Consider the following 14,743-nt stretch of genomic DNA (forward strand, 5'->3'; position numbering starts at 1 on the left):
ATCCTTCTGGCACTGTTAACGTTAACTGCATTGTCTTTGGCGTTTACAAAAGACTTGTTTGCTTCCGTCATGTTGATGGGCGTATACAGCTTGTTGTCTGCAAGTTTTTTCGTGTTGATGGATGCAGTAGATGTTGCTTTTACCGAAGCTGCTGTCGGTGCTGGTATTTCAACCATCTTGATGGTGACTGTTCTATCTATGGCGGGACGCTTTGAAAATAGGCAGCTTCATCACCCGCGGATTGCTTTATTCGTTGTTTTGATTACAGGCGTCATGTTGGTTTACGGCACTTTTGATATGCCTGCTTTTGGTGATCCGAATGCACCGGTGCAAACACATGTTGCTCCTTACTATCTACAACAGTCGGCTCAGGATATTGATATCCCCAATGTGGTCACTTCAGTGTTAGCCAGCTATCGTGGATTTGATACCTTTGGTGAAGTGGTGGTGGTGTTTACGGCTGTGATTGGTGTCTTAGCAATGCTTGAGTTTTCGAGCAAAGCCGAAACTGAGAGTGGTACGCCAGCTCCTATGTATCAACATAAAATTTTGCGCATCGTTGGTAAAATTCTGATTCCGCCCATTATGTTGTTTGCACTGTACGTTCAATTTCACGGTGAATATGGCCCAGGTGGAGGCTTTCAGGCTGGTGTGATTTTTGCAGCGGCCATCATTTTACATGCCATGCTTTTTGGGGTTGAAACAACGCGCAAAGTAGTTTCAATGCCTGTTGTTAAGGTGTTGGCAGCGCTTGGTGTGCTAATTTATGGCAGCACGGGTGTGGTTGCCATGCTAAATGGTGGACGTTTCCTAGAATACAATACCTTAGCGGAGAATCCGGTCACAGGTCAGCATGTGGGAATTATTATCATTGAGCTTGGGGTTGGCATCACAGTAGCGACTGCCATGATGTTGATCTTTTTAACTTTTGCCCGTCGAGTTGGTAAAACCAGCGGAGAGAGCGCATGAATTTTCTAGAACAATACAATTACTGGATTGTCATCATTTTGATGATGAGCGGTTTTTATATTGTCATTGCCCATGGCAACCTAATAAAAAAATTAATAGGACTGACCGTTTTCCAGACTTCGGTTTTTATTCTTTATATCAGTATGAGTAAGGTGGCTGGTGGTACTGCACCAATCTTAAATGAAGCTTATAAGGTTTATTCAAACCCATTGCCGCACGTGTTAATTCTGACAGCGATTGTGGTAGGGATAGCAACCACAGCATTGGGCTTATCATTGGTGGTTAGAATTAAAGAAGCTTACGGCTCAGTTGAAGAAGATATCATTCAAGAAAAAGACTTGCTGCAAGAGGGTTCTCAGGAGTGATAGAACATTTACCGATACTGCAAGTGATTGTTCCTTTACTTGCAGCCCCTATTTGTTTGATTTTGCGAGAGGCACAACTCGTTCGTTGGTTCACTTTTATTGCCAGTGTTTTAGCACTTGTGATCAGTATCTTGTTGCTACAACAGGTGCAGACTCACGGTACTTTAAGCTATTCGTTGGGCGGTTGGGATGCGCCTATTGGCATTGAATATCGTATCGATTTGCTAAATGCTTATTTGTTGATCCTGGTGACTTCAATCAGCTCAATTGTGTTATTGGCTGCTGGTCCCAGTCTAGGTAAAGACTTAAGTGAACGAAAAGAAACCTACTTTTATGTGGCTTATCTTTTGTGCTTAACCGGTTTGTTGGGCATCTTGGCCACCGGTGATGCTTTTAACGTTTTCGTCTTTTTAGAAATATCATCGCTTGCTTCTTATACCATGATTGCCATGGGGCGAGACCGCCGAGCATTATGGGCGTCCTATCAATATCTGATCATGGGTACTATCGGCGCGACATTTATTCTGATCGGTATCGGTTTGATGTACATGATGACCGGCACCTTGAATATGTACGATTTGGCAGAGCGTCTGCCAGAAGTGCAGCAGACTAAAACCGTATTCACCGCTTTTGCGTTTTTCGTGGTTGGCGTTTGCTTAAAGCTGGCACTATTCCCACTCCATTTATGGTTGCCTAACGCTTATGCTTATGCACCATCAATTGCTACAGTTTTTCTGGCTGCTACGGCAACCAAAGTGGCTATCTATGTCTTGCTAAGATTTATTTTTAGCGTCTATGGCTTTGAGTTCTCCTTCTCGCACTTGCCATTACAGGAAATTTTAGTTGCTCTTGGTTTGATGGGAGTCTTTGCCGCATCAATCGTGGCAATTTACCAAGATAATGTGAAGCGACTTTTCGCCTATTCAAGTGTGGCTCAAATTGGTTACATGATTTTAGGATTAGGCGTTGGCTCAAAAACAGGTTTAACCGCCACTCTGCTGCATCTGTTTAATCATGCTTTGATGAAAGGCGCCATATTCCTCGCTTTGGCGGGATTGGTTTATCGGGTGGGAAGTGTCCATCTTCGAGCATTCTCGGGTCTCGGTAAGCAAATGCCGTGGACCATGGCTGCCATTGTAGTTGGTGGTTTGAGTTTAATTGGTGTGCCGTTAACGGTTGGCTTTGTAAGCAAGTGGTACTTGGTTTTAGCTTTATTAGAGTCGAACTGGTGGCCGATTGCTGTATTAGTCTTAATCGGTTCATTGCTGGCAGTGATTTACGTATGGCGAATTGTTGAGGTTGCTTATTTCCGTAAAGCCATGCAAGACACTGCACCTTACAAAGAAGCACCTTTGATGATTTTGATTCCAACCTGGATTCTGGTATTAGCCAATATTTATTTCGGCATCGACACTGGCTTTACCGTTGGCCTGTCCGAGCAGATTTCTGCAATCTTGTTTGAGGGGGCAAAATGATTGAGCAAAGTGTTCTAATGCAGTTGATCATCATTTTGCCGTTATTGGCAATTCCGGGCATTATTATTTTCGGCAAGTGGCCTAACTTGCGTGAAGCAGTGACCTTGATCGCTGGCGGCTTATTGCTGATAGCTGTCATTATTTTTTATCAGAACTTTGATGCAGGGCAGGCAGCTTATGTTCAGTGGATTGAGTTGCTGCCAGGTTTAAATATTTCGTTTCGAGCTGAACCATTAGGGGTTTTATTTAGCCTGGTGGCTGGCTCCTTATGGGTGGTTACTTCGATTTACGCAATCGGTTATATGCGTGGTCATAATGAAGTGAACCAAACCCGCTTTTATGCGTGTTTTGCTGTGGCTATTTCAGCCGTTATGGGCTTGGCTTTCGCTGACAACCTGTTCACTTTATTTATCTTTTATGAAGTCCTGACTCTGTCCACTTATCCTCTGGTGACCCATGCGGGTACCAATAAGGCTAGGCAGGGCGGCCGTACTTATTTATCCATACTACTGGCGACCTCTATCGGCTTCTTGTTGCTGGCGATTGTCGGCACCTGGTGGCAGGCTGGTACATTAACCTTTACTCAAGGTGGTGTATTTGACGATAGTACCTCTAAGGTAGCAGCCAGTGTATTGCTGGTGCTGTTCATCTTTGGCATTGGTAAAGCGGCCATTATGCCATTCCACCGTTGGTTACCGGCGGCAATGGTGGCGCCAACGCCAGTCAGTGCTTTGCTACATGCGGTTGCGGTAGTTAAAGCCGGTGTCTTCACCGTCTTAAAAGTCTGTGTTTATATCTTTGGCATTGATTTGCTACGCGATATTCCGGTCACTCAATGGTTACTTTATTTAGCGGCCGCTTCGGTGCTGCTTGCTTCGTTGGTCGCCATGCGCCAGGATAATCTTAAGAAGCGATTGGCTTACTCCACGGTGAGTCAATTAGGCTACATCACGATTGGTGCTTTGCTCGCATCGCAGGCCGGTATTCTCGGTGGCGCTTTGCACATTGTTGCCCATGCATTCGGGAAGATTACTTTATTCTTCTGTGCGGGCGCGATTATGGTGGCGGCCCATAAAACAGAGATCAGTGACATGAGAGGGCTTGGTAAAGCCATGCCGATTACCATGATTGCATTCTTCATCGGGAGCTTGAGCATTATTGGCTTGCCCCCAGCTGGTGGTGTCTGGAGTAAGTGGTATTTATTGATGGGAACCTTAGACACTCACCAGTGGGTTGTGATGAGTGTTTTGATGGTCAGTTCTTTACTGAATATCGCCTATCTGTTACCAATCCCATTGCGAGCTTTCTTCCCGGGGGCTGGCCCTCAAGCGGCAGATTTCCGTGAGAATGCAAAAGTTATACGAATTGAAAGAGCTCAGATTAAAGAGGCTCCGTGGCCATCATTGGTTGCCTTATCATTGACGGCAATAATGACCATGGTGTTATTTTTCTGGCCTCATGTGTTTTACGAGCTGGCCGCTTCTGTAGCAGGTTTGTCCGGAGGTATTAATGGCTAAGCAAGATAATACTGAGAAACAGTATTTATTTGATAACCCGAAAAATGTTAAGCGCCTTCTCTATGTGGTGTACGCCATTTGTATTGTCTTGGTTCTATTAGACTTTGTCATTCATCGCCATATTTATCATTCATGGGAATCATTATTTGGCTTTTACGCGATCTATGGTTTTGTGGGCTGTGTAGTCCTAGTATTGGTAGCCAAGTGGATGCGAACTTTTTTGATGCGTGATGAAGATTATTATGACCGTCGAGAATTGAAACAGTATAAAACTGGCAACCAGAATCAAGAGAAAGAAGCAGGAGGCGAGCATGTGGATGATTGAGATGCCAGCCTTCGCTCCGTTCTTTATTGGTGCGCTGATAGCTTTATTGACTCAAGGGCGTGTGCGTCAAGCGATATTGCTGATCACGCCGGTTTTAAGTGGCCTTCACTTATTAACAGTACCGGTTGGCACCAGCGTTGGTTTTGATCTGGCGGGATTCTCTTTGGAAATCTATCGTGTCGATAAGCTCAGCCTGCTGTTCGGTTATATTTTCCATATTGCTGCTTTCCTGGCTATTTTATTCTCCATTCACGTTAAAGATACGCTGCAACAAATCAGCGGGCTGTTGTACGCAGGCAGTGCGATAGGTGCGGTTTTTGCCGGTGACTTGCTAACGTTATTTGTTTTCTGGGAGCTGTTGGCCATAACCTCTGTATTTTTGATCTGGGCCAGAGGCACTGAACGCTCCTATGTGGCCGGTATGCGTTATCTGATCATTCAGGTGCTCTCCGGTGTTATTCTATTGGTGGGCATTATTTTCTACGCTTATCACAAACAAAGCATCAGCTTTAGTCTGATTGGCCTTGAAGGCACTGCGGGCTGGCTGATATTTATTGCCTTTGGCATCAAGTGCGCCTTCCCAATGTTGCACAACTGGTTAACCGATGCCTATCCGGAAGCCACACCTACCGGTACCGTTTTTTTAAGTGCCTTTACCACAAAGGTTGCCGTGTACGCCTTGGCGCGCGCCTATCCTGGCACCGAATTGTTGATCTACATTGGCGTCACCATGGCCTGTTTCCCGATTTTCTTTGCCGTCATCGAGAACGATCTTCGTCGCGTACTGGCCTACAGCATGATCAACCAGATTGGCTTTATGGTGGTTGGTATTGGTATTGGTACTGCATTGGCGGTAAACGGTGCTGTATCGCATGCGTTCAACGATATTTTGTTTAAAGGCCTGCTCTTCATGTCGATGGGTGCTGTGTTACACATGACCGGAAAAATAGACGGCTCAAGGCTCGGTGGTCTCTATAAAAGTATGCCCAAAACCGCTATTTTGTGCATGGTCGGCGCCGCTTCGATTTCTGCCTTCCCACTGTTTAGCGGTTTTGTCAGTAAGTCGATGGTGATGTCGGCGGCGATTGAAAACGGTTATGGCTGGGCCTGGTTGTTGTTGTTATTCTCGGCAGCCGGTGTATTCCACCATGCCGGTATCAAGATCCCATACTTTGCTTTCTTCGCACATGACTCAGGGATTCGCACCACCGAACCACCGAAGAATATGCTGATGGCGATGACCATTTCAGCGGTGTTATGTATTGCAATTGGTGTCTATCCGAACGCTCTGTATCAATTGTTGCCATTTGAAACCGGCTACAATCCTTATGATGCTACACACGTGCTCACTCAAATGCAGCTACTGTTCTTCTCTGCATTGGCGTTTATCTGGTTGAATTTACGTGGCATGTATCCGCCAGAGCTGCCATCGGTGAACTTGGACGCAGATTGGCTCTATCGCCGTTTGTTCCCTGCAACCTTGAAGCCATTACTTAACGGCATGTGGCGTCTGGATGATGCTTTCAGAGGCTGGTTTATGAGTCGCTTAAATGGAGCGCTTGGTATGTTGTCGCGTCATGCGCCGGATGGTGTCTTATCAAGAACTCAGCTTTCAGGAAGCATGGTCATCTGGGTCACTATACTGTTAGCGACTTTCCTGATATTAAGCTTCTGGTAGTTTTTGAACATTAATGTCAGACATGAAAAAAGCCGGCTCTCGCCGGCTTCTTTATAATTCATGCTAATTGCTAGCGTAAACTATTTACTCTGAAAATCATCAGTAATTATTGAACAATCACGAAGTTTTCAGTTTCTGGGCAAACACCTTCGAAATCAACTCGGTACTCCCAGTCGGCTGTTGTATCGCCACCGAACCAGTTACGAGTTTCCAGGCGTGCCTCTGAGCGCACACAGTGTTGCGGGGAAATGCTATAGCTTCTACCACTTCCTTTAGGATTGTCCCAATAAAAGTTGGTGATCTTAAAGCCGTTGCCGGCACCGGGGCCACTGCCGCGATATTTATTGGCGAAACAGGCATTACTTGATAAGCACGTCTGATCATTAACATACAGCGTACCTTTGTAAACATGGTGATCATAGTACTTAGAGGTCTCTTCACGGTTAAGTTTCTTAACATTGCTATTTAACCAGCTTAGGAGATTGACACCAGGAGTGGTGGATATGCTACCAGTATTATAGACCGAAGGATGTTTACAGTTACTCCACTCGCGGGTATCACGGCAGGCATCCATTGCTGTAAGCAGCTCAGCTTGAGAAGCGCTACATTGGCTTGGTGCTGATCGGCCATATTCGCCCCATGGATCGCAACGCTCTTTATGTTGAACGCTAATATCTAACCAGCGACGCATTTGAGCTAAGGTGCCTTGATTGCCACGATAATCTGCGAAGATTTGGCTGTGGCTGTAGTTATTATAAACCGTTGGGCGTTGGTAATTGTTGGTACTGAAATCAACGGCTGCCCAGTTGCTTTCTGAGGTATCTTGTACAAATTGGTTATATTTCTCCATGACATTTGATGTTGTTATGCTTGCTGCCAAGCCTTGAGGACCGCCGACTTGATCAGCATTAATGGAAACTTGCAGGTTATCCAGAGTTTGCTTAAATGCTGTTGACGAACCTGCTGCACCACCTATAGAGAAGTAGTCTGAAATTTTCAGGCCCAGCTCGGCTTTTTTAGATTCACGCTCTTCGTAGCTATACTTTTTAGCATCGAATACAAAAACTAAGTATAAAGCAGACCCCAGGTTTGCATTACTTATGAAGTTATCACCACAACGCTCACGAAAATCAGCTTTTGCCTCATCATCATTTGGAGAAAGCACTTGATTGACCAGCTCCGGATAAATCGCATCGGTCGGAGTGTTTAGCTTCCAGAATTCACGGCGATTCTTGACCTTAACCACGAAACGGACATGCTGGTCATCAGTTACCGATTTAACATAGCGTTCTTTTTCACCTGACAGTCCGAGACTAAAGTCGTCGCCAGTTACGCCAATTTTAGCTGATGCTGACACTTCGAGTAACTGAGCTAAGTGCCTATTATCATTGACATAATCAATGCTGAATGTGCTTGGCTGCAATGGCGCAGTTTGAGTGATTTGGAAATCAGGGTGTTCGACATCAAGACAGGTTTCTTTTAGTGCACCTCGAACCAAATCATAACCATCTCCTAGATAAAATCGGTCGCTGCTAGTGGTAGTTCCCATACTCCCCTGTATTGAGACAGTACTTTGTCCAACAGGCTGGTCCCTTGGAATGACTGTTTTAAAACTTTGTGCTGTTGAGTGGTGGTTAGCATTCTTTTGGTCGAGCGTACTAAGGAAACTGTACTTCGAATACAGGTTAGGTTTTGGCTTATAGTTGACAATCATTTTGTCACTGTATTTATAACCACTACACCCTTTGCTGTTACATGAACGAACTCTGTAACGCTTAACTTGTTTGCTTGAAGGTGAACTGAAGTATTTGCTGGTACCATAGCCGTCATAAATTTTTGACCAGCTACCGTTGTTTGTTTGTTGGTAGAGCTCGTTACGAACCGGATAGCCGTACCCATAACCACTAGACCAGTTGACTCGATAATTACTGCCATTGGTATAAACGGGTGTTTTAATAGAGCTGGGTGTTCCAGGAGGAGAGTAGGGGCCTGTGGTGCCGCCGCCGCCATCACAATCATCAATCGGTTCAATTTGATTGATGCTTGGGCTCTCGACACTGACAGGCTCTAAGCAGGGCTCTATGAGTTGGGGAGAAGCTTTCTGGTTGAGTGTTTCTTTGTCTTTTGCATGCAGTTCAGGTGAACCTGACCACAATATTGGCAATAGACACGCCATGGTGAGATATTTACAACTTTTCATGATTTAATGACCTTTCTCTGTTTGTGAATTAAGCTTCAAAACAGTGGCATAAATCAGAAAAAGTAGGCTGATGACGTTGTGATATTTAGTTGATTATAATTTAATGGCAACGTAATTCTAGAATTAGAAAAATAGTAATATACTTTATATATCAATAATTTATATTTGATAACCATATAGCAAAGAGAGTTCTTTAAGAGTCATGCCTAAAACTATAAAAATGGGGAGTTGGTTAGTTTACCCCGATTACAATAAACTCTGTTTCCAAAATGAAGACCATAATATTGAACCGTTAGCTATGGATGTACTGGTTTATTTTGCCCAGCACCCACAGCGAGTAGTTAGTAGGAATGAGCTCATTGAAGCCGTGTGGGGAGGGAGAGTTGTTGGTGACCATGCCGTTTATCGCATCATTAATAGATTACGGCAGATTTTAGCTAAGGACTCTCATCAGGAATACATCAAAACCATAAGGAAAAAAGGCTATCAGCTGGTATGTGATGTTAACCAATATGCCTCGCTTAAGGATTCATCTGAAGAATTCACGCATGCGTCGGATAGTCGTTCAGTTTCGAAAGAGCATAAGACGCTAACAGAATCTAACGTAACAAAACCTGAAGCATCCAACAGTGGTGAAATGTTTAAGCCGGAGAAGCTTGGCAAGAAAAGAACGTGGCGAACAGGCTTTCGTTGGTTGTTGCTATTATTGATAGGAATTAGTGTTGGGCTTTTTACAGTAAAGGTCTATTACTACTACTCATTGACTACTTATGATCGCTCAACACCACTGATTACGTTAGAAGGGGCTATTAAAGATCCCAGCTTTTCTCCGGATGGACAATTTATAGCTTTTAGTTACCGAAAAAGTGTCGAGGATGATTGGGATGTTTATGTGGAGTCACTGGTCGATGGCCGTCTCTATCAGATAACTGATGACATAACGGATGAACTCAGCCCCTCATGGTCACCGGACGGAACCAGAGTTGCTATTTTACGTTATGACAATCAACGTTGCATGGTTGACTCGGTTGCTGTTCCATTACCTGCTTCTTTAAAGGAATCGGTTGCAACCACTATGGTCAATTGTTTTGGGGTGTTACAGCATAATGATGTTGTGTGGGGGAAAGAAGGTAAATATCTCTACTACACTAGTGCTAGCTCAAAGGTTTCTCCGCTGCAGGTTTTTCGTCTCACTATATCGACCGGCAAGACAGAACAATTAACTAACTATACCCAAGGAGAAACCAGAGGTGCTCTCGGAATAAAAATTTCTCCTGATAATAATAAGCTTGCCATTTTGAAGGATATCAATTGGCGTAATAGCCGAATAGATTTGTTGGATTTAACCACGAATAGCGTCGAAACAATGCGTAAGCTGGTTGGTTGGAATCGATACTTTGATTGGGCGATGGATGGGGAAACCATTATTTATAACCGCAACTCTGCTGAAATCGATGCTTATAATGTTTTTATGAGTGTTGAAAAAAACATTGCTAAAAGTGTTGAGCCTATCTCTTTTCCCACTCACTCACCTATCAAGCATGAGCTGGCGGTGGTAACTGGTCGTAAAGTGGTTAATATTGTCGCAGAGCCATTAGGGGTAAGCTCTACAGCTGAACAAAAGCCACTTACCATTATATCCTCCAGCTCAATTGATAATTATGCGGAGTATGCGAATACGTCGGATCGTATTGCTTTTGTTTCAAGAAGAACGGGCGAGCCGCAGATATGGTTAAGAGGTACTGATGGAAGTGAGAAGCAGCTGACTGACTTCGAGACTAGCTTCGATATTAGGAGAATACGATGGTCTCCAAGTGATGAATCATTGCTGTTTATTCATAATAAATTCATTTACCAATTAACCCTGAATAACTTTCGGTTAAAAGTTCTGTATGAAGCACAAGGCAGTGAATCTATAGAAGGGGAGTCCTGGACGAATAATGGTCATTCAGTGTTATTTTCTTCAGATCGCGATGGCGACTGGCAAGTCTATAAACTGTTATTAGACGAAGAAAGCATTGAGCCAGTTCCTAAGCAATTAACTCAGAAAGGCGGTTATGCTGCTTTCGAGTCTGCTGATGCAAATGGAATTTTCTATTTAAAGTATCACACCAAAGGGTTGTGGTTTAAGAGTTATGGTTCTGTAGAAGAGGCTCGCGTAGTAGACAATATCGATGTTTTTAGCTGGAACAGTATCTACTTAAGACAGAATAGTATTTATTATTTGTCCAACGACTATCCTAAGATGAGTATCTATCGTTATGACCTGGCTGAGAGAACCAACTCATTTGTGCAAAACTATTATGGTTCACCATGGTTGCTGTCCGTGTCGCATGAAGCTGATAAGATTCTTTACCAGCGCCATACGCAAACACAATCATCGTTAGTGTTGTTGAAGCCTTGAGCTGGTGAAACTCAAGGCAAGATCATGAGATTAATTAGCACTACAGAAAACATTAAACAGCCTACACATAAAGCCGCGCTCTGTGGTGTCTTCGCCATCGTTACCGGTTCCTGGCTCATCAGCTTGGTATTTTAGTGGGGAAGCAGTGGTGTAGTGTGAGTTCTCGTGGGTTAACCCATAGCCAGAACCAATCATTATCATTATTAGTAAGACATAGAGTGATTTCATGTAACTTCTCCTTCAGCATTATTGCCGTTATTAATCAGGTTGAGCCCCATGGTGAGGCGGACTAAATCTTAGTTTGCCCTGACTTTATTAGCCAGTCGGATTGGTTAATGTTTATTTAATGAAAAGTTAAGCAGCATAATATTTCAGGATTATTGCCAGGCAGCGTAAGCATGAGCCTACTCACTCGGCAGGTTTATCTTTTAAGGGTTTTAAGGTATTTTACTGCGCTGGCATGATACTAGAAGTGGTTGATTTTATTTCAAGCCTTGTCAGGAGCGGTGATATTTCTCAAGGTGGTTAGCGTTACAGCTGGAAATGGCTCTTACTATGTGCTAAAAAGTCTGTGACAATTGACCTCTTACCAGTTACAAGAATTCTTAAATTACGGGGATAGCTGATGGTTTCAACAGCTAAGGCGTTAACGCCAGCTGCTTTCGCAGAACAATATATCGTTGAATCAATTTGGAATGGCAAATTTGCCGCCGGTACTATTTTGCCTGCCGAACGTGAGCTGGCGGAGATTATTGGGGTAACGCGCACCACATTGCGTGAAGTATTACAACGTTTGGCTAGAGATGGCTGGTTAACGATCCAGCACGGCAAGCCAACCAAGGTGAATGATATTTGGCAGTCGGCTACGCTGAACGTGCTGGATACGTTGATTACATTAGATGATGAAGGCTCCATGAAACTGGCTGATGATTTGTTACAAGCCAGAACTTCAATTGCCAGTATTTTCCTTCGTCAAGCCGTCAAAAATGACCCGCAACAGCTTTTAGATGTGCTTAAAGAGCTGGATGATGTGGAAAACGATACTGACGGTTATATAGATTTTGACTGGCATTTCCATCATACCGCAACCCGAGCTTCCGGGAATCCGATTTACACCTTAATGTTAAACGGCTTCGAAGCCATTTATTATAAGCTTGGTCGCTTTTATTTTGGCTGGGAGCAGACGCGTAAGTTGGCTTACCAATATTACAAAGATCTGGAAGAGGCTATTGGTAAAGGCGATGCTGATCAAGTGGTTAAAATCCTTTGGGATTATGGCCATGAAAGCGGTGAGCTTTGGAATAAAGCCAAATCAGAGTTGAAAAGTTTTAGTGAATTGGGTGCATAAAATACTGGTAAGTCCACTTGCATAAAAGCACTGTAAAAGAGTAGGATTGGGGTAATTCTGCATATAAACAAAACGAATAACGGCTTTATAAGCCGTTTTATACCGAATGGGAGTTAAGAGATGAAAAAAGCTTTATACGGAGTCGCGCTGTTGAGCAGCATGATTTTGACGGCTTGTACTGACGGTCCAGAAGAACCAAAAATTCCAGGTGTTAGTGACGGTAGCACTAAACTTATTGCTCCTGTTTATGCGCCCGGTGATGGTCAAATACCAGTTCCAAACGATCTATTATTTAGCGGCACACAAGATTTAACTCTTAATATCCCAACAGCTGATCCAACGGACATGTCTAACCCGCAAAATGCCATCAGTGCATTAGATGGTTGGTCGACTCATGCGCCCTTTAGCTTTTCAATTCGTGGTGAAATCGATGGCTCAACGGTAACCCCAGGGCAAAGTGTTCGTGTGTTTAAAGTATCGGTTAATCGTCCCGAAGCTATAGAAGGTACCGGCATTCCAGCACCAACAGGCCCAGTGACTGGCGTGGAAGCTGAACTTGAACCTGGTGTGGAGTTTGTTGCGACACAAAATAGTCCCACTTCAGTTGCTATCATTCCACTAGTTCCTTTAGAACCACAAGCGAGTTATGTGGTAATTGTTACTGATGGAATTTTAGATGCTAACGGTAACCCTTTAACTTCTGATACCCAGTTTGCAGTGGTTAAATCACCTGATGCCATTGCTCCGGATGCACCAACAGCTGCTCTTGAGCCGCTACGCCAGTTGGTTAATACGATGCTTGTTGCGGTAGAAGCAGAAGGCATGGATCGTGCCAATATTGTTCTGGCTTACCAGTTCACTGTGCAGTCAGTTGCTAATGCATTGGTAACTGCCAATAATGCCTATGTTCAGGTTGCCGCGGATGCTGGTTTACGTCCAGCATCAAGTTTCTCAAGTTTGATGACTGATACCACGCCATTCACTGGAATAGGTGCTGCCAACCTTTACAAAGGTGAAGTAACCTTACCTTATTTACTATCCGCTCCTACGGCGGGCAACCCAACAGCAATATTGAACAGCCCGTGGGTTGGAGCGCAACAAATTCCAACTCCGCAAGGCCCTATTGCTAACCCATTAGCAGGTGCGCCGATTACTTATGCTAATCCTCTAGCGCAAAAAACAGGTGATGAGGTAGTTCCTCTATTAGTGTCCTTACCTAAAAATGTTAACTGCCCTAAACCTTATCCTGTGATGATCTTCCAACACGGAATTACCAGTAATCGCACGGCAATGCTTGGTATTGCTGATACTATGGCCAGTACCTGTACAGCTGTTGTTTCAATGGACTTGCCATTACATGGTATTGCCGCTGATAATCAGGTTCATCAAGGGCTTCAACTAGCAAGTGGCGGCGCTATAGGTATTTTTGAAGATTATGCTGCCGGAGATGTTCGTGAGCGTACCTTTGGCGTTGATTACATTAACAATGCTACTTCCGCTCCAGGTCCAGATGGTATTCCAGATCCTTCAGGCGCACATACTATTAACCTGACCAATTTAGTCGTCTCTCGTGACAACTTGCGTCAAGCAGCATTGGACTTATTGGTTCTTGAAGAAGCTATACCGGCGATGGATGTGGATGGTGACACTGTTCCAGACTTTGATCCTGATAATGTGAGCTTTATGGGTCATTCATTAGGTGGTATTGCAGGTTCTAAATTTATCGGTTTGAGCGATAAAGTCAAAGTTAGCGTACAGGCGACTACTTCAGGAAGTATCGCTCAAATGTTAGACGGCTCAGCGTCATTTAGTCCGCGTATTCGTGCTGGACTGGCGGCGGCTTCTGGCGTTCCGGCGGATGACCCTGCATTTGAATCGCAAGTGTTAGCTCCATTCTTGTTTGCGGCGCAAACCGTTGTTGACTCTGGCGACCCTGTTAACTATGCAGTGTTAGCGCGTGCTTTGGATATTCCAACACTTGCTTTGCAAGTTCAAAACGATCAAGTGGTACCTAACGCTGTTGCAGGCGCACCGCTTGCTGGCAGTATTCCACATGCTGCAGTATTTGGCTTGCCAACAGTTACCGAGTCGACGGCAACAGATCGCGCGTTCTTGAAATATGTTTCAGGTGACCATGCTTCGCCTTTAAGCCCTGCAGCTGATGCAGCAGTAACAGTTTCCATGCAAACTGCGATTGCTAACTTCATCGCCTCGGGCGGTACACAGGTTGTAGTATCTGATCCAAACTTGGTAGAACCATAAGCCAAAATAATGGTTTTCCAGTAAAGCCCTCGCAAGAGGGCTTTTTTGTGGCTGCTGGAAATGACTCAAAGCACTTTATCGATAAGAAGCTAACTGTTATACCTTTAGCCAAGTCGGTGTTAAAATAGCCAGCTATTTTGCGCCTCAAGGCATAATGAACCTTGATAGGGCAAGAATTGACAGTCTGACATTCGGAGAAT

Annotated in this window: 11 protein-coding genes; 9 read left to right on the forward strand and 2 right to left on the reverse strand. The window is 44.2% G+C overall.

The window, feature by feature from the left end; genetic code table 11:
- Positions 1 to 36: 36 nt before the first annotated feature.
- The 6 genes from ACYTXU_RS02385 to ACYTXU_RS02410 are packed head-to-tail and all read left to right on the forward strand — an operon-like array spanning position 37 to position 6,329.
- Complete coding sequence (locus ACYTXU_RS02385; RefSeq protein ID WP_462208071.1) at positions 37 to 969, forward strand: Na(+)/H(+) antiporter subunit B; 933 nt, start codon at positions 37 to 39, stop codon at positions 967 to 969.
- Entirely contained in the window at positions 966 to 1,334 is a 369-nt protein-coding gene (locus tag ACYTXU_RS02390) for a cation:proton antiporter subunit C (protein WP_462208072.1), read from the forward strand. The genes ACYTXU_RS02385 and ACYTXU_RS02390 overlap by 4 nt, the downstream gene beginning before the upstream one ends.
- On the forward strand, positions 1,331 to 2,809 hold the full coding sequence (locus tag ACYTXU_RS02395) for a monovalent cation/H+ antiporter subunit D family protein (protein WP_462208073.1): 1,479 nt from the start codon (positions 1,331 to 1,333) through the stop codon (positions 2,807 to 2,809). Before ACYTXU_RS02390 ends, ACYTXU_RS02395 begins: the two co-directional genes overlap by 4 nt.
- A complete protein-coding gene (locus ACYTXU_RS02400; protein WP_462208075.1) occupies positions 2,806 to 4,326 on the forward strand; it encodes a proton-conducting transporter transmembrane domain-containing protein in 1,521 nt (506 codons plus the stop codon). The genes ACYTXU_RS02395 and ACYTXU_RS02400 overlap by 4 nt, the downstream gene beginning before the upstream one ends.
- Complete coding sequence (locus ACYTXU_RS02405) at positions 4,319 to 4,651, forward strand: hypothetical protein (protein WP_462208076.1); 333 nt, start codon at positions 4,319 to 4,321, stop codon at positions 4,649 to 4,651. Before ACYTXU_RS02400 ends, ACYTXU_RS02405 begins: the two co-directional genes overlap by 8 nt.
- Positions 4,638 to 6,329, forward strand: coding sequence for a Na(+)/H(+) antiporter subunit D (locus ACYTXU_RS02410; RefSeq protein WP_462208077.1), 1,692 nt, complete (start codon positions 4,638 to 4,640; stop codon positions 6,327 to 6,329). The genes ACYTXU_RS02405 and ACYTXU_RS02410 overlap by 14 nt, the downstream gene beginning before the upstream one ends.
- A 106-nt stretch (positions 6,330 to 6,435) precedes the next feature.
- Here the strand turns inward: ACYTXU_RS02410 and ACYTXU_RS02415 are convergent, their stop codons facing one another.
- Complete coding sequence (locus ACYTXU_RS02415; protein ID WP_462208079.1) at positions 6,436 to 8,529, reverse strand: hypothetical protein; 2,094 nt, start codon at positions 8,527 to 8,529, stop codon at positions 6,436 to 6,438.
- A 202-nt stretch (positions 8,530 to 8,731) separates the two neighbouring features.
- Here ACYTXU_RS02415 and ACYTXU_RS02420 point away from each other — a divergent pair, with 202 nt between their 5' ends.
- Positions 8,732 to 10,933 (forward strand): winged helix-turn-helix domain-containing protein, encoded by a 2,202-nt coding sequence (locus ACYTXU_RS02420; RefSeq protein WP_462208080.1) that lies wholly within the window; start codon positions 8,732 to 8,734, stop codon positions 10,931 to 10,933.
- Between the two features lie 30 nt (positions 10,934 to 10,963).
- On the opposite strand, the gene ACYTXU_RS02425 is transcribed toward ACYTXU_RS02420, so the two are convergent.
- Positions 10,964 to 11,161, reverse strand: coding sequence for a hypothetical protein (locus ACYTXU_RS02425; RefSeq protein ID WP_462208082.1), 198 nt, complete (start codon positions 11,159 to 11,161; stop codon positions 10,964 to 10,966).
- Positions 11,162 to 11,558: 397 nt separating this feature from the next.
- Here ACYTXU_RS02425 and fadR point away from each other — a divergent pair, with 397 nt between their 5' ends.
- Positions 11,559 to 12,281, forward strand: a complete 723-nt coding sequence (gene fadR, locus ACYTXU_RS02430) for a fatty acid metabolism transcriptional regulator FadR (protein WP_462208084.1) — start codon at positions 11,559 to 11,561, stop codon at positions 12,279 to 12,281.
- Positions 12,282 to 12,401: 120 nt separating this feature from the next.
- Positions 12,402 to 14,543, forward strand: coding sequence for a hypothetical protein (locus ACYTXU_RS02435; RefSeq protein WP_462208085.1), 2,142 nt, complete (start codon positions 12,402 to 12,404; stop codon positions 14,541 to 14,543).
- The last annotated feature ends 200 nt before the right edge of the window (positions 14,544 to 14,743 follow it).

The sequence above is a fragment of the Kangiella sp. M94 genome, assembly GCF_054926195.1.

Excerpts from the sequence above, each read along its gene's own strand:
- ACYTXU_RS02390 (WP_462208072.1), top strand. The coding sequence starts at position 966 with ATGAATTTTCTAGAACAATACAATTACTGGATTGTCATCATTTTGATG.
- ACYTXU_RS02400 (WP_462208075.1), top strand. The coding sequence starts at position 2,806 with ATGATTGAGCAAAGTGTTCTAATGCAGTTGATCATCATTTTGCCGTTA.
- ACYTXU_RS02405 (WP_462208076.1), top strand. The coding sequence starts at position 4,319 with ATGGCTAAGCAAGATAATACTGAGAAACAGTATTTATTTGATAACCCG.
- ACYTXU_RS02410 (WP_462208077.1), top strand. The coding sequence starts at position 4,638 with ATGTGGATGATTGAGATGCCAGCCTTCGCTCCGTTCTTTATTGGTGCG.
- ACYTXU_RS02415 (WP_462208079.1), bottom strand. The coding sequence starts at position 8,529 with ATGAAAAGTTGTAAATATCTCACCATGGCGTGTCTATTGCCAATATTG.
- ACYTXU_RS02420 (WP_462208080.1), top strand. The coding sequence starts at position 8,732 with ATGCCTAAAACTATAAAAATGGGGAGTTGGTTAGTTTACCCCGATTAC.
- ACYTXU_RS02425 (WP_462208082.1), bottom strand. The coding sequence starts at position 11,161 with ATGAAATCACTCTATGTCTTACTAATAATGATAATGATTGGTTCTGGC.
- fadR (WP_462208084.1), top strand. The coding sequence starts at position 11,559 with ATGGTTTCAACAGCTAAGGCGTTAACGCCAGCTGCTTTCGCAGAACAA.
- ACYTXU_RS02435 (WP_462208085.1), top strand. The coding sequence starts at position 12,402 with ATGAAAAAAGCTTTATACGGAGTCGCGCTGTTGAGCAGCATGATTTTG.